14 protein-coding genes are annotated in these 18,600 nt (G+C 70.1%); 3 read left to right on the forward strand and 11 right to left on the reverse strand.

Annotated elements, in window-relative coordinates:
- Positions 1–35: 35 nt before the first annotated feature.
- From OG303_RS07005 to OG303_RS07015, 3 genes are all read left to right on the forward strand, one after another.
- Positions 36–1,787 carry an RICIN domain-containing protein gene (locus OG303_RS07005; RefSeq protein WP_405865848.1) on the forward strand — a complete coding sequence of 584 codons (1,752 nt, stop codon included), beginning with the start codon at positions 36–38 and terminating at the stop codon, positions 1,785–1,787.
- A gap of 344 nt (positions 1,788–2,131) precedes the next feature.
- Positions 2,132–2,641, forward strand: coding sequence for a SigE family RNA polymerase sigma factor (locus OG303_RS07010; RefSeq protein ID WP_405865850.1), 510 nt, complete (start codon positions 2,132–2,134; stop codon positions 2,639–2,641).
- Entirely contained in the window at positions 2,634–3,326 is a 693-nt protein-coding gene (locus OG303_RS07015; RefSeq protein ID WP_405865852.1) for a hypothetical protein, read from the forward strand. The genes OG303_RS07010 and OG303_RS07015 overlap by 8 nt, the downstream gene beginning before the upstream one ends.
- 41 nt (positions 3,327–3,367) lie before the next feature.
- Here the strand turns inward: OG303_RS07015 and OG303_RS07020 are convergent, their stop codons facing one another.
- The 11 genes from OG303_RS07020 to OG303_RS07070 form a co-directional block, all read right to left on the reverse strand.
- On the reverse strand, positions 3,368–4,429 hold the full coding sequence (locus tag OG303_RS07020) for a protein kinase family protein (protein ID WP_405865854.1): 1,062 nt from the start codon (positions 4,427–4,429) through the stop codon (positions 3,368–3,370).
- 65 nt (positions 4,430–4,494) lie between these two features.
- The gene (locus tag OG303_RS07025; RefSeq protein WP_405865856.1) at positions 4,495–6,573 is read right to left on the reverse strand and encodes a S9 family peptidase; all 2,079 of its coding nucleotides are present in this window, start codon (positions 6,571–6,573) and stop codon (positions 4,495–4,497) included.
- A 55-nt stretch (positions 6,574–6,628) separates the two neighbouring features.
- The gene (locus tag OG303_RS07030) at positions 6,629–8,689 is read right to left on the reverse strand and encodes a beta-galactosidase (protein WP_405865858.1); all 2,061 of its coding nucleotides are present in this window, start codon (positions 8,687–8,689) and stop codon (positions 6,629–6,631) included.
- Between the two features lie 29 nt (positions 8,690–8,718).
- Positions 8,719–9,537: a carbohydrate ABC transporter permease gene (locus OG303_RS07035; protein WP_405865860.1), complete on the reverse strand. Its 819-nt coding sequence runs from the start codon at positions 9,535–9,537 to the stop codon at positions 8,719–8,721.
- Positions 9,534–10,475, reverse strand: a complete 942-nt coding sequence (locus tag OG303_RS07040) for a carbohydrate ABC transporter permease (protein WP_405865862.1) — start codon at positions 10,473–10,475, stop codon at positions 9,534–9,536. Before OG303_RS07040 ends, OG303_RS07035 begins: the two co-directional genes overlap by 4 nt.
- A 9-nt stretch (positions 10,476–10,484) precedes the next feature.
- Positions 10,485–11,840 (reverse strand): ABC transporter substrate-binding protein, encoded by a 1,356-nt coding sequence (locus tag OG303_RS07045; RefSeq protein ID WP_405865864.1) that lies wholly within the window; start codon positions 11,838–11,840, stop codon positions 10,485–10,487.
- Between the two features lie 119 nt (positions 11,841–11,959).
- Positions 11,960–12,964 (reverse strand): LacI family DNA-binding transcriptional regulator, encoded by a 1,005-nt coding sequence (locus tag OG303_RS07050; RefSeq protein ID WP_405877121.1) that lies wholly within the window; start codon positions 12,962–12,964, stop codon positions 11,960–11,962.
- A 393-nt stretch (positions 12,965–13,357) separates the two neighbouring features.
- A complete protein-coding gene (locus OG303_RS07055; protein WP_405865866.1) occupies positions 13,358–13,834 on the reverse strand; it encodes a (2Fe-2S)-binding protein in 477 nt (158 codons plus the stop codon).
- A gap of 18 nt (positions 13,835–13,852) precedes the next feature.
- On the reverse strand, positions 13,853–16,189 hold the full coding sequence (locus OG303_RS07060) for a molybdopterin cofactor-binding domain-containing protein (protein WP_405865868.1): 2,337 nt from the start codon (positions 16,187–16,189) through the stop codon (positions 13,853–13,855).
- Between the two features lie 296 nt (positions 16,190–16,485).
- Positions 16,486–17,373, reverse strand: coding sequence for a fructosamine kinase family protein (locus OG303_RS07065; RefSeq protein ID WP_405865870.1), 888 nt, complete (start codon positions 17,371–17,373; stop codon positions 16,486–16,488).
- Between the two features lie 62 nt (positions 17,374–17,435).
- Positions 17,436–18,521 carry a hypothetical protein gene (locus tag OG303_RS07070; protein ID WP_405865872.1) on the reverse strand — a complete coding sequence of 362 codons (1,086 nt, stop codon included), beginning with the start codon at positions 18,519–18,521 and terminating at the stop codon, positions 17,436–17,438.
- Positions 18,522–18,600 lie beyond the last annotated feature (79 nt).

An 18,600-nucleotide genomic window follows, 5' to 3' on the forward strand; every position in this document is an offset into this window, starting at 1 on the left:
TCCCCCCATCCCCCTCCGTTTGGAGAACCCCTTCCATGAGCCGCACAAGACCTCCTGTTCCCGTACGCCTGACCGCGGCGCTCGGTACGGCGGCCCTCGCCGCCGTCACGTTCGCCACCGCCACCCCCGCCCAGGCAGCCCCCACCGCCTCCACCACCCTGGTCGTCAACGCCGACCAGACCCTGCGCCCCGTCACCCATGTGGCGACCGGCAGCCTGTACGGCCTCGCCGACGCGAGCACCCCGTCCGACAGCCTGGTCAACGCGCTCAAGCCGAACACCTTCGTGCAGATGGCACCGGGCGGCTCCCAGCTGCCCAACGGCGAGCCCAAGCCCGCGGGCGACGCGCTCGTCGTGGCGTCCAAGGCGGCACGGGCCGGCGCCAAGGTCGTCGTACGCATGCCGGACTGGTATCCGAACTTTCCCTACAAGTGGGTGAGTTGGAGTGACTGGCTGTCTGCCGTGGACAAGCAGGTCGCGTCCGTGCAGTCCTCCGGCGCCACCAACATCAGCGCCTACGAGCTCTGGAACGAACCCGACTGGACGTGGGACACCACCAACGCGGGTGCCTTCGACGCGGGTTGGGCGCGGACGTACAAGGAGGTCCGGGCCAAGGACACCAAGACGCCCATCCAGGGCCCGAGTTACTCCGCGTGGAACCAGTCCTGGATGAGCACGTTCCTCGCCGACGCCAAGGCCAGCGGCACCGTGCCCGACATCGTCGCCTGGCACGAGTTGCAGGGCAGCAAGGACATCGCCGCGCACGTCTCGGCGTACCGCGCGCTGGAGAGCAGCCTCGGGATCAGCCCGCGGCCGATCTCGATCGAGGAGTACGGCACCCCCACCGAGATCGGGGTGCCCGGACCGCTCGTCAGCTACGCCGCCAAGTTCGAGCGGGCCGGCATCCACGACGCCGAGCTCGCCTTCTGGAACCACTACGGCACCCTCGGCGACACCTTGACCGACACCGGTGCCTCGCCCAACGGCTCGTACTGGCTCTTCAAGTGGTACGGCGACATGTCCGGCAACATGCTGGTCACCACTCCCCCGGCGCAGACGGGCATCGACGGCGCGGCCTCACTCAACGGCTCCCGCAACCAGGTCAGCGTCATCTTCGGCGGCGGCGCCGGTTCAAGCGCGGTCACGGTCAAGGGACTTGGCTCGCTGTCGGCGTTCGGCAGCAAGGTGCACGCGAAGCTGGAGTACACGCCCTCCAAGGGCCGTACGACGGCGGTGTCCGGGCCGATCACGATCTCTGACGCCGACTACACGGTGAGCAACGGCCAGATCACCGTCCCCGTGACGACGAACGCCTCCGACGGCTACCACCTGGTGATCACCCCGAGCGGCAGCTCGGCCTCGCTGGCGGGGACGTACCAGGTCACCAACAAGAACAGCGGGCTGGCCCTCGACACCTCGGGCGCGGGCACGGCCCAGGGCACGTCGGTCGTCCAGGCGACGTCGAGCACGGGCAGCACGCAGTCCTGGACCCTGACGTCCGCGGGCTCCGGCCTCTACAAGATCAGCAACAAGGCGAGCGGCCTGCTGCTCGGCATCAAGGACGCAGGCACGGCCGACGGCGGCACCGCCCTGATCTGGGGTGACAACGGCACCGCCGACCACCTCTGGCAGCTCATACCGTCCGGCGACGGCTACTACAAGATCGCCAACTACAACAGCGGTCTGCTGCTCGGCGTGGACAGCATGAGCACGTCGTCCGGTGCCCAGGTCCTCCAGTGGGACGACAACGGTACGGCGGACCACTTGTGGAAGCTGACGTCCCGATGAGCTGTTCCTCGGCGGTCGTGGCGTAGTCGAGGGTGGCGAGCACCGCGCGTTCCAGGTGCAGATTGAGGACGCGTTCGGTGCTCTCCGCCGCCTGCCTCGGCAATCCCGCAATCCGTTGTGCAAAGGCCGTCGCCTCGGCCGGCGGGTCGACCATCATTTGGTTGGCCGGCCCCGGGGCGACGGCCTTCTCCGTCGGGACGCGGAAGCGGATCATGAGCTGCTCCGCGGAGGTTCGTGGAGGCGCGGAACGAGGAGGCGATTCGGATGCAACCCTCCTCACGCCCCAGGCGTGACAAGCCATTGAGGGCAAGGAGTGCCTCGACAGGACGGCGCGGAGGGGGCTCATGCGTGACCCAAGTGATTTCGACATGTTCTACACCGGCAGCGTGCGGCGGCTGACCAGTCAGATGTACGCGATGACGGGCAGCCGTGCCGAGGCCGAGGACCTCGTGCACGAGGCGTTCGCCCGCGCCTGGCAGCGCTGGGACAAAGTGTCCGGCTATGCCGACCCCGAAGCGTGGGTGCGCACGGTCGCCTGCCGGATCCGGGTGAGCACATGGCGCAAGGCGGTGAACCGGCTGACGGCCCACCGGCGCCACGGCGCGCCCCACGAGGTCCCGGGGGCCGACCCCGACTACGTGGCCATCGTCGCCGCGCTGCGGCGCATCCCCGCCGAACAGCGCAGGGCCATCGTGTTGCACCATCTGGTCGGTCTGACCGTCGACGAGATCGCACGCGAGACGGGCGCCGCGGCCGGCACGGTCAAGGCCCGGCTCTCGCGCGGACGTCAGGCGATGGCGCCGTACCTCTCCGACATCGCACCCACCGATCAGGAGGCCCGCCACCATGCCTGATGACTTCGAATCCGTCCTTCGTACGGGATCCTCCGCATTCGCGGAGCGCACCAGCCCGAAGCCCGTCGGCAGCGTGCGCGCCCATGGCGACCGGCTGCGCCGGAGGCGCTCGGCCGTCACCACGGTGATCGCCGTCGCCGCGGCCGCGGGCATCGGAGGCGCCGCGTTCGCGATGACCGGACTGTCCCACAACGGCAACCCGGCCACCCCGCCCGCCGCAACCCACAACGTGCCCCCCGCACCGGCCGGTACCTCACCGGCTCCCGAGCACAGCAAGCCCTCGGCAGACACCAGCTCTCACCCCGCGTCCGCATGCCGCTCGCTCGTCGTCCCACAGGAGGTGAAGAACGCCGTCACCAAGGCATACCTCCAATCCCCCGGCGGACAGGGGCTCGCGCACATCGAACCGGCCAAAGGCACCTTCTACTACGGCACTTGCGACGGTACGACCTATGCCGCCACGCGCTTCACACCGGCACCCGGTGCCACGCTCGCCGACCAGGTGGGCCTCCAGGACGAGGGCGCCGCGATGAAGTACTTCACCCAGTCCCCGCAGGGCGGTTGGACCTACGTGGCCAGCAACGGCTTCCCGGCCGACCCCCGTGGCTGCGCCGCCATCCCGCAGATCCCGGCGGGCCTCGCCACCGCTTGGGGGGACTGTCTGGCAGCGCCCACCGCCGGGTGACGGGCCGCCGGCGGCGGGCCGACGGGACGGCTCGGTGCCCGTCAACTCGGCACTGCAGAGGTGTCGTTGAGCGCCTCGCGGAGGTCCGTGGCGGGGAACGGCGTGCGTTTGCTCCGGGTCAGCAGACGGTGATGGAAGTCGTCCAGGACCACCGCGGGACGGACGTGCCGGTCGATGAGCGCGCCGATCCCGGGCGGGCAGTCGGCGGGACGGCGGCCCTTGCTCCATTCGCGCAGAAAGGTCTCGCGGTCGACGTCACCGCGTACGCGATCGAGCAGGTAGTGCCACAACAGGTGCGTGGGCGCATAGCAGCGGTCGTACACGAGATGATCCGTCAGGAACTCGGCCTCGTCCCGCGCGAGTTCGAAGTCCGAGCTCAGCGCGAGGCCGAAGTCCGCGAAGTACACCTGCCTTCCGTCCGTCAGGAGGTTGCGGAAGTGCGCGTCGAAGTGGACCAGTCCACGTGAACTCATGAACTGCGTCCCGCGGGTCAGAGCGTCCTCGATCCACGGCTCCGTGGTGACGGCGTCCTCATGGTCGCCCAGCCACTCGGCGAGGGTGTGCGGCACATGTTCCAGGAAGAGGACCAGGCTCGCTGAGGACCGGCCGATGGCCTCCAGTCGGCGCCGCACCGCCGCCGAGTCCTCCCAGTGCGCGACGGCCCCCTCGACGCCTCCGAACGCGTCGGCGTAACCCGTGGGAGGGGCGTCGGGCAGGATCCGCCAGTGGTGCAGGAGCGGGAAACCCGGGTATGCGCCGCTCAGTACCCACCCGGTCGTCATGACATGCGCGGCCAGCTCCCGCCAGGCTCCGAAGCCCGCCGACCCCACCCCGTACTGGTAGAAGAGGGGCAGCCCGAACAGGTTCGCCGTCGACCTCACGTTCTCCGGCCGCAGTTCGAGCTCCGTCAGCGGCACACGCTTCACGAAGACGCGTACGCCGTCCACGTCCAGCTCCGCCGATCTGCCGCCGATGCCGGAGCCGAGAGCGGGAGCCGCGGCCACGGCGTCGGCCAGCCGACGGTCGCTGAGCAGGCCGAGCGCCGTGCTCACCGCCGCGTGGGCGGACAGGCGGGCGGGGCACGGCGGTTCGGCTGCGGACATCGACGGACTCCTGGATCGGTTCGGCCTGGATCGGTTCGGCCCAGATCGGTTCAGGCCGGCCCGGTTCAGAGCAGTGCGGGGCGCTTCCACTCTCGTCCAACGACATGGTGGTCGAAGAAGTTCAGCACCGTCTCGTACATGATCCGCAGGTGGTTCGGTGCTCCGATGCCGTGGCTCTCGTCGGGGAAGTACAGGAACCTGACGGGCACGCCGACCTTCTGCAGGTCGTTGTGGAGTGCCAGGGCCTGGCCCACCGGCACCCGGTAGTCCTTGCCGCCGTGCACGATCAGCATGGGTGTCGTCACCCTCGCCACGTCGAGGTGGGGTGAGTTGGCCTCGTAGCGTTCGCGCCGCGTCCGCGGGTCGCCGAAGATCTTCTGGAAGTACGCGTGCATGTCCGTGTCGTTGTGGAAGGACTCCAGGTTCCACATCCCGGCGTGCGTGACGATCGCCTTGAAGCGGTCGGTACGGGTCGCGGTCCAGTTGGCCAGGTAGCCGCCGTAGGACCAGCCTGCGAGGCCCGTCCGGTCCGCGTCGAGGTCTTCGCGGGCCAGCGCCGCGTCCGTCAGCGCGATGAGGTCACGGTAGGGCTGACCGCCGTACTGGCCCCGGCCGCGCTCCTGCATGCGTTGTCCGTAGCCGGTGGACAGGGCCGGGTCCGGGAGCAGCACCGCGTAGCCGCGGGCCGCGAACGGCCACGGATTCCACTGCCAGGTCCACGTGTTCCAGGACGCCTGTGGTCCGCCGTGCGGGACGACGATCAACGGCGCGGGACGCTCGGCCGAGGCGCCCTCGGGCAGGGCGAGCCAGGCGCGCAGCGGGAAGCCGTCGTCCGCCCGGGTGTGCACCTCCGTCACCGTGCCGGGAAGGGGGCCGAGAGGTCCGAGACCCCCAGGTGCCTTGAGGAATGTGGGGTGTTGATCGGCCATGGTGGCATCCAGTCGGACCACGCGTGGCGGGCTGTCGATCGTGCAGTGCAGCGCATACAGGGTGGAACCGTCGGGCGACACGCACAGCGAGGCATGGGCGCCGGAGGCGGTCAGGCGGGTGACCGTGCCATCAGCGTCGCGGCGGAAGACCGGGCAGTGGCCCCGCTCGTCCCCGGTGAACCACACCGTGGCATCCCCGGGAACCGGGGAGCAGACGGCGGGCCCCGGCCACGGCCAGTCGTCGAACTCCGGCAGGAGATCGGTCTCTTCGCCGGAGTCCAGGTCGAACGCGACGTGCGTGACCGTCCACTCCGTGTCGTACGTCTCCTCGCGCTGACGCTGGCAGACCAGCCGCGAACCGTCGGCGGTGAACACCGGGCGGTAGTACTGGTGGCCGGGACGCGAGAGGGTACGGCGCTCGGCGCCGGTGACGGCGTCGGCGATCACCACGGTGTTCGTGTCAGGGGCCCGGCTGGTCGCGGCGCGCGTGTAGGCCACCAGGGAGCCGTCCGGCGAGAGAGCCATGTCCCCGGTGCCCGCGAGACCCTGGCTTCCGGCGTCGACCGGGCCGCCGTCGGGGCGCAGGACGAAGGTGTGCGGCTCGCCGGGGCCGAGGTCGATGCCCCAGGCGCGCGCCGAAGTCGCCCCGTACAGGATCGCGTTGACCTTGGCACCGTGGCGGTCATCGAGGAGCCGGGCGTGTGTCTCGACGTCCGCGGCACCGGGCAGCAGGCCGGCCGTGTAGGCGACAGTGCCGGCGCCCCGGGCAACGGTGAAGGCGGTGACGCCGCCCGGGTGGTGGGCGATCTGCTCGGTCTCACCGTGCTCGGACAACGCCCACAGCGCCACACTCCGGGTGTCACCACTCGCACCCGAAGCCTTCGTGTCGGAGGCCTTCGTATCGACGACCTTCGTGTCGAAGACCTTCGTCCCGGAGGCCTCGATCTCCCGGGCGGAGAGGAACAGCAACCTGCCGTCGGCAGCGAATGCCGGAGCGAGGTCACCTTGGCCGGACCCGTCCACGAGGCGCGGATGCCGCTCACCGGACGGGTCCACCTCCCACAGCGTCGGAACGTACTTCGTTCCCTCGACGTCGATCGACTGCACCGACGCGATCAAGCGGGAGCCGTCGGGTGCGAGAACCAGGTCGGTCAGACGCGGTCGGGCGGTGAGCAGGTCGTGGAACGCGGGCGCATCACTCGGGGCGTATTCCATGGCGATCATCCTGCCCACCGCATCCGCTCTGCGACAGGGTCCACAGGTCAGGTGGCTAGGGCCGTTCCTCCGTGAGGATCTTCACGTCCCAGGGACCCAGGGGGACGGCATCGTCGTACACGGCCTCCGACAGTACGTCCCGTGCGGTCCCGGGCACGGAGACGGACACCTCGTCCCAGGACCAGTTGTGGAGGAAGCGGACACGGCGGCCGTCCCTGGCGGTCGCCGTGGTCGAGGTGACGCTCGGATGGGACGGGCGCCAAGTGTCCGTCGGAGCCGCCCAGTTGAACAGGGCGCGGGCGAAGGCGGGGTCGGGGACGGTGCCGACGTAGGTGATGCGGCCGTCGCCGTGGCGGTGTGTGGTGGCCGCCGGCCAGCGGCCGAAGTGCGGGTGCTCGTACGTCGCCAACTCCTCGGCTCCCTGCGGCCGCAGACCGTCCGCCCAGTGCAGGGCGCGCGCCTCGGGCGGGAGGGCGAGGGTGGTGGTGCCGATGACGGGCAGCGGGTCGCCGAGGTTGCTGAACTCGTCGTACGTCACCGCGGCCGCGTCGGCGAGACGGGCGGGCTGGGCGCTGGTGCGGGCGCGGGCCTCGGGGTCGGCGTACGCGGTGCGGGGCCCCAGGACGAGGTGGCCGCCCTGCTCGGCGTAGACCTTGAGACGTTCGAGGGTCTCGTCGTCGGCGGCGTAGTAGGCGGGGACGACGAGGACGGAGGGCAGTTCGGCGTCGGGGAGCTGGCCGGGGTGCAGGAGGCGGGACTGCAGTCCGGCGTCGAAGGCACCCCGGTAGAAGGCGTCGAAGATCCTCTCGTACGAGCGTGGGTCCGGGCCGCCGTCCGCCGTGGCCAGCGGGGGGTGGCCCTGCAGGGCCCACTTGCTGGGGCCGTCGTAGAGGAAGGCGATGTCGGCGTCCGGGGTCAGCTGCGCCACCAGGTCGCCCGCCGTCTCCAACTCGGCACCCAGGGCGGCGAGTTCGTGGTAGACGCGCCCTGGTTTGCCGTTGTGCGGGAGGATGCCGCCCCAGTAGGTCTCGGCGCCGAAGTGCAGGGTGTGCCAGTGCCAGTACTCGATCATCGAGGCGCCCCGGGAGATCAGCGCCCACGCGGCCTGGCGCCACTGGCCGTCGTAGGCGGGGCGGTTGTCCCACGGGGAGCCGATGGCCTGGGCGTTGGTCTCGGTCACCAGGAAGGGTTCCTGGCGGGAGGAGTACATGCGGTCGGCACTGCGGTACAGCGCCCAGGTGCCGTTGGTCGTCCAGTCCTGGCCGCCGCGGTTCCGGTCGGGCAGGCTCAGGGCGTCCTGCATCGTGTAGTAGGGGTTGCCCGCCGTCACGTCGAGGCGTTCCGTCAGCTTGTCGTCCTCGACGGCCGGGCGGTCGTAGGAGATGCAGGTGGTGACGAACTGGCCGGGCCGGGCGTACTCGCGGACGATGTCCGCCTGCCAGGCGATGAACTCGGTGACGAGCTCCGCCTGGAAGCGCCGCCAGGCCAGGTCGTACTGCGGCTGGACGTTGCCGTCCGGGGTCCACAGGTCGGCCCAGGTGGACAGGCGGTGCGACCAATACACCAGTCCCCAGGCGCGGTTGAGGGTTTCGACGTCCCCGTACTGCTCGCGGAGCTCGTCGGTGAAGCGCTGGAACACGCCGTGGTTGTGCAGGAGATGGAGTCCCGGTTCGTTGTCGACCTGGAAGCCGATCACGGCCGGGTGGTCGGCGTACCGGGCGACGATCTTCCGGATGATCCGCTCGGCGTGGAAGCGGAACGCCGGGTGGGTGATGTCGACTTCCTGGCGGGCGCCCCAGCCGATGCGCTCACCGGTGCGCCCCTCCCCCGCGATCTCCGGGTACTGCCGCGCCAGCCACGGCGGCACGGCGTACGTCGGTGTCCCGAGGACGACGGAGATGCCCCGCTCGTGGGCGCCGTCCAGGACCGGCTGAAGCCAGTCGAGGTCGAAGCGACCGTTGTCCGGCTCCCAGGTCGACCACACGGACTCACCCACGCGGATCACGGTGAAGTGGGCCTCGGCCATCAGGTCGAGGTCGTCCTTGAGGCGTTCGTACGGCTGGTACTCGTGGTAGTAGGCGGCGCCGAACAGGACCCGGCGAGGAAGCTCGAACATCCTTCTCCCATACGGTGGTTGAGCGTTGGTCAGCCCTTGACTGCGCCCGTGGACAGGCCTTCGAGGAGCTGTTTGCGCAGGACGACGAAGAGGGCGACGGCAGGTACGACGGCCAGGACGGCTCCGGCGAGCACGAGGTCGTACTGCCGTTGTTCCGACACGAACAGGGTCTGCAGGCCCAGCGGCAGGGTGTACTGGGAGCTGTCGGACACCAGCACCAGCGGCCACAGGAAGCTGTTGTAGCTCTGCAGGAACTGCCACACCGCGAGCGCGCCGAGCGAGGGCCGCAGCAGCGGCAGCACAATGCGGCGGAAGATGCCGAACTCGCTCGCACCGTCGATTCGGGCGGCCTCGAGGACCGAGTCCGGGACGGACTGCACGATGTACTGCTGCATCATGAAGATCCCGAACGCGGGCGCCACCCACGGCACGATCAGCGCGAACCACGGGCTGCCGAGGCCGGTTTTGACGAGGATCACGAACAGCGGCACGAGGATCACCGCGAACGGGATGGACAGCGAGCTGAACATCACGCCGAACAGCAGCCGTTTGCCGGCGAAGCGGAACTTGGCGAAGCCGTAACCGGCGAGGGCGCAGACGAAGACGGACACGGTGGTGGCGACGAGGGCGACGACCGTGCTCATCAGGAACCAGCGCCAGAACGGCTGCCCGGAGAACAGGCGTTGGTAGTTGTCGAGGGTGAACCGGTCGGGGATGAGCCTCGGCGGGTAGCCGAAAATGTCACCGCGGGGTTTGAACGAGCCGCTCAGGGCCCACAGCAGCGGCGCGAGGAAGGCCAGGAGCAGCAGGGTCAGGGCACCGTAGAGAGGCACACGGGTACGCATCATGAGGTGGCCCTCCCGATGCCGAGCAGACGGTTGAAGAGCTGACTGAGTCCGAAGACGAGGACGAAGAGAACGACGGCCGCCGCGGCTGCGTATCCGAACTGCTGGCGCTGGAAGGCGGCGCGGTAGATGAACATCGTCACGGAGAGGGTCGATTCGGCCGGGCCGCCGCCCGTCAGCAGGTACGGCTCCTCGAAGATCTGGGCCGCGCCGATGAAGGAGGTCACGACGACGAAGGCGGTCACCGGCTTCAGCGCCGGGAGGGTGACGGTGGTGAAGGTGCGCAGGCGTCCGGCGCCGTCCAGTGCTGCGGCCTCGTACAACTCCCTTGGCACGGCCTGGAGTCCGGCGAGGAAGAAGACGGTGAGGTAGCCGGTCCAGCGCCACAGCATGACGAGGGCGATGCTCACCTTGGCCAGGCCCGGGTCGCCGAGCCAGTCGATGCCGCCGGTGCCGAACAGGGCGCGCAGCACCGAGTTGACGAGGCCGAACTGCCGGTCGAAGAGCAGACCGAAGATGAGCGCGACGAGGATCGGGGAGACGACGATCGGCACGAAGTAGGCGGTGCGCCACAGGTCGCGGGCGCGCAGTCCGCGAGTGTTGAGCGCCTGCGCGATCAGCAGGGCGAGCGGGACGACGACACAGACGGCGACGAGGACGAAGACGGCGGTGTTGCCGAGGGCGCGGTGGAAGCTGATGTCGGTGAACAGCAGTCGGTAGTTGCGCAGTCCGACCCAGTGCGGGGTGCCGAGGCCGACCCACTGGGTCAGACTCAGCCACAGGGAGACCGCGACCGGGACCAGCATGAACAGGACGTAGAGGAGATAGAAGGGCGAGATGAAGAGATACGGCGCCCAGGGCTTGCGGGGGCGTTGAGCGCTGCCGGCCTCGCCGGTGCGTTCGCCGGTGGTGCGGGCCCGTCCCGCGATGGCGGTGGTCATGCGGTCCTCCTAGCGGCCGGCCTGGTCGCGGTAGTCGGCGGCGGTCTGCTTCAGGGCCTGGCGCGGGGTGACGTCGCCGCGGTAGGCACGCAGGAGGTTGCCGGCGAGGACGTCGAAGAGGATCGACTGGTCGGGGCTCTGGTAGAAGGCGGGTACGTCCGGCAGGAGTGAGCGGTAGAGCGTGAAGAGCCGTTGTCCGCCGCAGAATTCGTCCTTGGTGGCGTTGAGCCGGGGGTCCTCGTACACGGAGCGGCGAGTGGGGAGATAGCCGGTCTTGGTGAAGCGGCGTACCTGGCCCTCGTGGGTGAGCCAGGTGTTGAGCAGGAAGTCGGTGGCCGCCTCGGTGTTGGCCTTGTCCTTGACGACGCCGAAGCCGGTGCCGCCCAGCGCGGCGGTCACCCCGCCGCCCTTCGTGAACCGGGGCAGCGCCCGGATCCGCCATTTCCCTTTCTGTTCGGGCACGTTGGCGACCAGGCCGTAGTTCTTGTACCAGATGGCCATGGGCAGGCCGACGACCTTGTTCGTCTTCAGGGCGGTCTGCATCGCCGCGCCGTAGTAGTCGGAGATGTCGATGACGAAGCCGGTGCGCAGCCCCTGGCACAGGAAGCGGAGCGCCTCCTCGGCCTCCGGCGAGTCGAGCACCAGCTGCCCGTCGGCGTCGAAGAAGGCGCCGCCGCGCTGGTAGAGCAGCATCTGGAAGGACTGCACGACCTGGCCGGTGTCGCTGCCGACGGTGGAGACGACACACAGAGAGGCGCCGTGGTCCTTGTGAACGCGGGCGCCGAGTTCGGCGAACTCCTCCCAGGTCGCAGTGGACTTCGGGAGGTTCCACTTCGTGAACAGGTCGTCTCGGTAGTAGTAGACGACCATCGGGGTGTCCGAATCGAGGGCGTAGACCTTGCCGTTCTTGCTGTAGGGGGCGGTGCGGGCGGGCAGCAGGTCGTCCTTGAGGCCGGGTACGGCGGCGATGTCGGGGGTGAGGTCGTGCAGCAGGCGCGGGGCGATGTCGCCGCGCAGCATCCGCGGGAAGCTGCCTATCTCGAAGCCGACGGTGTCGGGTGTGCCGCGGCCCGCGACGGCCTGGGCGAGCAGTTTGGTGACGAGGTCGGCGGGACCGGCGCGGGTGACGTCCAGGTGGTAGCGGAAGCCGGTGAGCCGGTCGGCCTCGGGGATGCCTTTGCGGAAGAAGGCCTCGTATCCGGGGTCATGGGTCCACAGGGAGAGGGTCACGTCGCCGGAGGTGCGGGGCGTGGTGTCCTCGCTCCCGCAGGCGGTCAGGGCCGTGGCTGCGCCGAGGCCGAGGGCGCCGCGCAGCAGGGTGCGGCGGGGCAGGGGCGGTGGGGGCGGGTGTCCTGGGACAAACACACGTGACTCCTCACGTGGTGCGGCTGCAGGGGGTGCGTGCGGCGGCCGTCCCGGGCGGCGCACGCGGGCAGGGCGGACCGGGCCTGCGGCGGTGTGCCGCGGGCCGTTCCACCGACGGTTCAGCGGACGGGCGGTGCGGGGGCGCGTACCGGAGCGGTCGAGTTCCGTACGATCAACTCAACGGCGAGGTTGGTGTGTTCGGCCGGTTCCGGCCTGCCCTCGATCATGGCGATGAGCATGTCGACGGCGCGGTCGGCGACGGTGGCGAAGTTCTGCCGGACGGTGGTCAGGGGCGGTGAGAGATAGGCGGCGGCGGGGATGTCGTCGTAGCCGACGACACTCACGTCTGCGGGCACGGACAGCCCCGCCTCGGTGAAGGCCCGCAGCGCTCCGATCGCCATGTCGTCGTTGGCGGTGAACACGGCGGTGACGTCGGCGAGTTGGGCGAGCTGCCGTCCGGCGGCGTACCCGGAGGCCGGGCTCCAGTCGCCCTCCAGCGGCAGGGGCGGTTCGGGGGCGCCGGCGGCGGCGAGTGCCTCGCGCCAGCCCCGCATGCGGTCGCGGGCCGCCCACCAGTCCTGTGGGCCGGGGATGTGCCAGACGGTGCGGTGTCCCAGGGAGAGCAGGTGCTCGGTGGCGAGCCGGGCGGCGGCGACACCGTCGGCGCCGACGACGGCGCTCACCCCGTCGGTGAGCTCCAGCCCCTCGCCGAGGCTGACGACGGGCACGTCCGCGCCGAGTCTGAGGGGTGTGCCGTCGTCGATCGGCTCGGACAGGACGATGCCGTCGACGCCCTGCTCCAGCAACGCCTCCACGGCGACCGAGACCCTCTGCCCCTCCAGGGTGCTGGCGAGGGCGAACGAGTAACCGGCCTTCTGCATCGACCGTTCCAGCGCGATGAGCAGGGTGGACGGGCCGTACAGGGCGGTGCCGAGGGAGACGACGCCGAGCCTGCGGTAGCGGCCCAGGAGCAGGGCGCGCGCCGCGTTGTTCGGGCGGTAGTCCAGCTCCTGGATGACCCTCAGCACGCGGTCGCGCACCTCCGGGCTGACGTGCGGCTCGGCGTTGACCACCCGTGACACCGTCTTCTGGGAGACGCCGGCGGCCCGGGCGACCTCGGTCATGCCGGGCCCGCGACGCCGACGCCCGGGACCGTCCGGGGTCCCTTCGATTCTGCTCGCGGCCATGCGCTCTCCCACGGTGTCCGGTCCGACTACGTAGTCAAACCTGGGCGGCCGCCAGAAGGCGATTCTGTGACTACGTAGTCAGGCCAGTGTGGGCATCCCCCGCGGCCGCGTCAATGGTTTCGTACGGCTGATGCGGGCGCGCGGTCGGAGGGCGCCGTCGGCTGCCGATTCCAGTCCGGCGGCAAGGGCGAGGCAGATGCCGGCGGCCTCGCCCCGGCGCCTTCGCCGACCCGCACGTGGCTCTCGTACGAGACCATCTGCCGGAAGCGGCGCGCGGCCGGCCGCCGGAGCAGATCAGTGCTTCTTCCAGACTTCTTCCAGCCGGAGCGGTCAGTACTTCTTCGCGCCCGCCACGATCGCCTCGCGGATGCGGTGGTACGTGCCGCAGCGGCAGACGTTGCGGATCTCGTCGAGGTCGGCCTCGCTGATGTCGCGGCCCTCCTCGCGCGCCTGGCGGACCTTGGCGACGGCGGTCATGATCTGGCCGGGCTGGCAGTAGCCGCACTGCGCGACGTCGTACTCCAGCCACGCCTCCTGCATCGGGTGGAGCTCCTTGCCCACGGTGGCGGGCAGACCCTCGATGGTCGTCACCTCGTCGGTGGGGCCGAGGTCCTTCACCGGGACGCTGCAGGGGTTGAACGCCTTGCCGTTGATGTGGCTCGTACAGGCCTGGCACACGCCGAGCCCGCATCCGTACTTCGGTCCGGTGACGCCCAGGACGTCCCGCAGCACCCACAGCAGCCGTACGTCGTCCTCGATGTCCACGGTCACCGGTTTGCCGTTGAGGATGAAGGTGTGTTCGGGCACGAAGGGCCTCCTGGGCTCCTAGTAGGCGCGGCTCAGACCGTCGGTGGGGGACGCCGGGACCGGCGGGCTGGTGGGCAGCGGCTCGAAACCGAGTGGGCCGTCGTGGTTGACCGGGAAGGTCGTGGGCATCGTGCCGGTCGCGCGTCCGTAGGCACAGGCCACGGCCGCCATCGCGCCGGCGACGGCCAGCTCGCCGGCGCCCCCCGGCTTGCCGGTGGTCGGCGGCATGACCACGATCTCCAGCTCCGGCGGGGTGTTCCACTGGCGGGTGTAGAAGTAGTTGTCCCAACTGCCCTCCAGGAAGTGCCCGTTGTCGAGGTGCAGCCCGGAGCTGAGCGTGATCGCGATGCCGTCCATGATGCCGCCCATCATCTGGGCCTGAAGGCCGCGAGGGTTGACGGCCAGCCCGGCGTCGACGGCGCAGACGACCTTGGTGACCCGAGGCCCGGTGCAGGCGTCAGGGACCTTGCGGCCGGTGGTCTCCGGGCGGCAGTCGATCTCGGCGAGAACGGCGACGCACGCGTGGTATTCGGGGTGCAGGGCGATTCCCTGTGCCGTCCCGGCGGGCATGCTGCGTCCCCAGTTGCCGACCTCGGCGACCTTGTCGAGGACGGCCCGCGCCCGCTCGTCCTTGAGGAAGGAACGGCGGAATTGGTACGGGTCCTTGCCCATCCGCCTGGCCAGCTCGTCCACCACCAGCTCCTGCGCGCACCGCACGTTGGGCGAGTAGATGTTGCGCATGGAGCCGGTGTGGAAGCCCTTGTCGGTCTCGCTGAGCAGCTGGGTGACGACGCCGAAGTTGTAGGGGGTCTGCTGGGTGAGCGTGAAGATCGTCTCGGAGAAGGTGAGGTCGCCGACGGGCAGTTGCGCGGCCTCGGAGGTGATGATCTCGCCGACGCCGTGACCGAAGTCGGTGGCCACGGAGGTGTGCCGCTGGTCGTAGGTGAGCACCTGGCCGAGGGCGTAGGTGGCGCGCACGCGTGAGGTGGACATGGGGTGCGTACGTCCGTGGCGGAAGTCGTCGGTGCGGTGCCACATCAGCCTGACGGGCTTGCCCGTCGCCTTCGAGATCTCGGCGGCCTCGGCGGCACCGTCGTGGAAGAGCTTGCGCCCGAAGGAGCCGCCGCCCTCGGTGACATGGACCTTGACCGCGGCCGTCGGCAGTCCGAGCGTGAGCGCGATCTGCTCCTGTGCGGTGATCGGCGACTTCAGGCTCGCCCAGATCTCGGCCGAGTCCTGCCGTACGTCGGCGACGGCGCAGTTGGTCTCCAGGGCGCTGTTGCTCGCGAAGTGGAAGGTGAAGCGGGCGTCGACCGACTTGGTCAGCAAGTCGAGGGAGGGCAGCGGGAGTTCGGCCTTGCGCAGTTCGGCGCGGATCGTGTCGTCCGAGGCGCCTTCCGCGGTGCCGGGGCCCCAGCTGACACTGAGGGCGCGCACCGCGTCGATGCACTGCCCGAAGGTGCGGCCGCGTACGGCGACGCCGCTGGAGATCCGCACGACGTCGGTGATGCCGGGCATGGCCCGTACCTCGTCGAGGTTCTCGACCGAGCGGACCGTGCCGTTGACCGTCGGCGGCCGGCACACCATGGCCGGCAGCGCGCCCGGCACCTGCAGATCCATCGCGAACTTCTTGCGCCCGGTAACCGCCTCCAGCGCGTCGACGCGCCGCTGTGCGGTGCCGATGACCTTGAACTCGGACGGCTCCTTGAGGGTGACGGAGACCTGAGTGGTCGTCACCCCTGCTGCCTTCTGCGCCAGTTCGCCGAAGGTGAGGCTCTTGCCGGAGACGGAGGAGGTGATGACCCCGGCCTTGACGGTCAGGGTGCCGAGGGCCTCGCCCAGTTCGAGCGCCGCGGCCTTCAGGAGTCGCCCGCGGGCGACGGCGGCCGCCACCCGGATCGGGGTGAAGGTGGAGATGGTGGTGTTGGAACCGCCGGTGATCTGGTTGAACAGGAGCTCGGGGCGTGCGTCGGCGAGGGTGACTCGGACCTTGTCCAGCGGCAGGTCGAGTTCCTCGGCGACGAGCATGGCGCTGGATGTGGTGATGCCCTGTCCGACCTCCGCCCGGGGCAGGGCGAAGGCGGCGGTGCCGTCGGTGTCGATCCGGATGGTGATCAGGTTCGCCGTGGGCAGGGTGGCGTGGGTGAGCATGTCGTTGAGGTCGTAGATCTCGGCCGGTCCGGGCACGGAGGGGACGACCGCTGCGGCCCGGGTGGGCGCGAGGACGGCCTCGCCGAGTTCGGCGGCGACGGTCAGCGTCGACGCGGCCACGACGTATCCCAGGAACTTGCGGCGCCCGATGCCGCCCGCAGCGGCGGCGGCATCCTGCGGCTGCGGGTGTTCGGGAGCTCCCATCAGCTGTCCTCCAGACGGCGCGGCACTCGCCTTGATGGCGGCTCCTGACTGTGCACTTCAGACGCGTGCCGCGAAAGATCCTCGCGCTGCTTCCACACGGAAAAGCCATAAGTCGCTCCGTATGTGAAGTGCGCGCGGACGCGGTCCGCCCGAAATCCGAGTGCGCCGGCCTGGAAGGCTCTGCAGCACCTGTCGGGACTGTCCGAGGGCACGGTCGTCGGCACCGCCGTACGTACGCACACTGCGCACGGGCCGCGAACCGGTCGGCGACCACGTCCGGCACAACGTGTACTTCATCAGGGCAGGGCCCGACGCGCCGCGTCGAGGGCCTGTCGGGCGTAACCGCGGCCGAAGAGCACGGCGTGCACCAGGAGAGGAAAGAGCTGGTGCAGCGCGATCCGGTCCGTCCACCCGTCGGCGAGGGGCGCCGCCTGCTGATAGCCGTCGAGTACGTCCTCCAGGTGCGGGCAGCCGAAGAGGTGGAGCATCGCGAGGTCGGTCTCCCGGTGCCCGCCGTGCGCGGCCGGATCGATCAGCCAGGTATGCCCGTCCGCTCCCCACAGCACGTTGCCGTTCCACAGGTCGCCGTGCAGCCGGGCGGGCGGTTCGGCCGGCCCCGCCAGTTCGGGCAGCCGCTCGCAGACGCGCTCGACCACAGCCGTCTCGGCAGGGCGGATGGTGCCCCGGTCGACCGCGCCGCGCAGGTACGGCAGCACGCGGTGCTCGGCGTACCAGTGGGGCCAGTTGGCGCCGGGGACGTTGCGCATCGGGGCGAGCCCGATGTACGCGTCGACCGGACCGCCGGGCGGTGGCGCGCCGAACGCGGGCGCGCCCGTGGCATGGAGGGCAGCCAGCCCGCGCCCGAACCGCACCGCCGCTTGGGCCGTCGGCGCGCCTGGCGGGATCAGGTCGGTCACCAGCCAACGCCGGTCGTGGCCATGGACGTTCGGCACGCGGACCGTACCGGCGTCGGCCAGCCAGCGCAGCCCAGCCGCCTCGGCCTGCACTGCCCCGGGATCGTCCCCGCGCTTGACCATCACCAACTGCCCATCGTCCAGACCGACTTCGGCCAGGGCACCGGACAACCGGCGCTCGCTGCGCACCGTACGGCCGGTGATCCGGGCCGCGGCCGCGCCCGGTCCGTCGCCGGCACCGTCGCCGCCGGAGAGAAGGGAGGTTCGCACGGGCTCCAGACTAGGACCGCCAAGGGTTCACCCCCTGGCGGCGGGGACGGCCAGGAGCGGTGTCAGTCCTGTGGCTCCTCGTCATCATTGTCGTCGTTGGCGGCGTAGGGATGGACATACCGCTCTTCGTCGAAGGGGATGAACCAGTCCTGGACGCCTCTGCCGATACCGTCCGCGGCCGGGGCGTACAGCCACTCGTGGTCCATGTCCTCGAACACGCCGTCGCCGAAGACCTGCAGGGCTTTTTCGACCTCGTCGCTCAGCAACCCGTAGAGGTCGGCCGTGGCTTCGGCCTGGGAGAGGAGGAACTTCATCAGCAGCTCTTCGGCCACGCAGCTCAGCCGGCCGAAGTGCGGCTGGGTGAGGCGGCCGGTCATGGTCACGGCCGTGACGGTCAGACGGCGCGCGAACAGGACCGTGTACTGGAGGGCGAAGTGCGGGGGCAGTTCGTCGAGGATCATGAACGGCGCGTCGGTCTCCGCGACGGTCGGCCCGTCCTCCTCAAGACCGGCCAGGTCCGTGAACAGTTCGTCGACCAGTAGATCTATGGCGTACACGACAGCGCCTGCCGCGACTTCCGCCGCCTCACGACCGACGACCCGCTCCTCCTTGTCGTCGGAGTGGCCGAAGGCCTCGATCGGGAAGGCCCGCAGGCTCGGTGCGAGCGAGCGCAGTCTGCGCCGCATCTCCTCGACCTCGGCCTCGTCGAGACGGCTGGACTCGCCGGAGGGCTCGCCCGCCGCGTGCCGGCGTGCGCGTTCCGCGGGATCGGCAGGCGGTGCGTCCGGGCCGTCGGCCGCGTCGAGGCTCTCCTGGAGGAGGTCGGGGTGCAGATCCACCCCGCAGCGGGTGATCTCCCAGTCGACGAGCGGTTCGCTCCGCTCCATCACCTCCGCGACGACCTCACGCGCGGCGTCCTCGGCGAATTCCAGCGCCGGAGCGTCGATGAAGAGCTTCAGCAGGGCCCCTCCGGGATGCACGGCGATGACGTCGTCCACCAGGTCGACCTCCATCCCGTCGGGCCCCTCGATCGCCGCGATCGAATCGAGGCCCTTGCGCAGCAGGAAGGCGACGCCCTCCCGCTGAAGAACGTCGAGCTCCGGGGCGCCCTTGGGCAACTCCACGTCCACAGTCACCGCGTATGTCACACGATCATGGTGCCTGAGCGGTGGCGTCTCAGGTGCAGGAACCCCCCTTTGCATGATCATGCGAGATCATGCATACTCT

The sequence above is a fragment of the Streptomyces sp. NBC_00005 genome, from assembly GCF_045160215.1.
Classification (GTDB): Bacteria; Actinomycetota; Actinomycetes; order Streptomycetales; family Streptomycetaceae; genus Streptomyces.

Excerpts from the sequence above, each read along its gene's own strand:
- OG303_RS07025 (WP_405865856.1), bottom strand. The coding sequence starts at position 6,573 with ATGGAATACGCCCCGAGTGATGCGCCCGCGTTCCACGACCTGCTCACC.
- OG303_RS07050 (WP_405877121.1), bottom strand. The coding sequence starts at position 12,964 with ATGACCGAGGTCGCCCGGGCCGCCGGCGTCTCCCAGAAGACGGTGTCA.
- OG303_RS07015 (WP_405865852.1), top strand. The coding sequence starts at position 2,634 with ATGCCTGATGACTTCGAATCCGTCCTTCGTACGGGATCCTCCGCATTC.
- OG303_RS07020 (WP_405865854.1), bottom strand. The coding sequence starts at position 4,429 with ATGTCCGCAGCCGAACCGCCGTGCCCCGCCCGCCTGTCCGCCCACGCG.
- OG303_RS07005 (WP_405865848.1), top strand. The coding sequence starts at position 36 with ATGAGCCGCACAAGACCTCCTGTTCCCGTACGCCTGACCGCGGCGCTC.
- OG303_RS07010 (WP_405865850.1), top strand. The coding sequence starts at position 2,132 with ATGCGTGACCCAAGTGATTTCGACATGTTCTACACCGGCAGCGTGCGG.
- OG303_RS07030 (WP_405865858.1), bottom strand. The coding sequence starts at position 8,689 with ATGTTCGAGCTTCCTCGCCGGGTCCTGTTCGGCGCCGCCTACTACCAC.
- OG303_RS07035 (WP_405865860.1), bottom strand. The coding sequence starts at position 9,537 with ATGATGCGTACCCGTGTGCCTCTCTACGGTGCCCTGACCCTGCTGCTC.
- OG303_RS07040 (WP_405865862.1), bottom strand. The coding sequence starts at position 10,475 with ATGACCACCGCCATCGCGGGACGGGCCCGCACCACCGGCGAACGCACC.
- OG303_RS07060 (WP_405865868.1), bottom strand. The coding sequence starts at position 16,189 with ATGGGAGCTCCCGAACACCCGCAGCCGCAGGATGCCGCCGCCGCTGCG.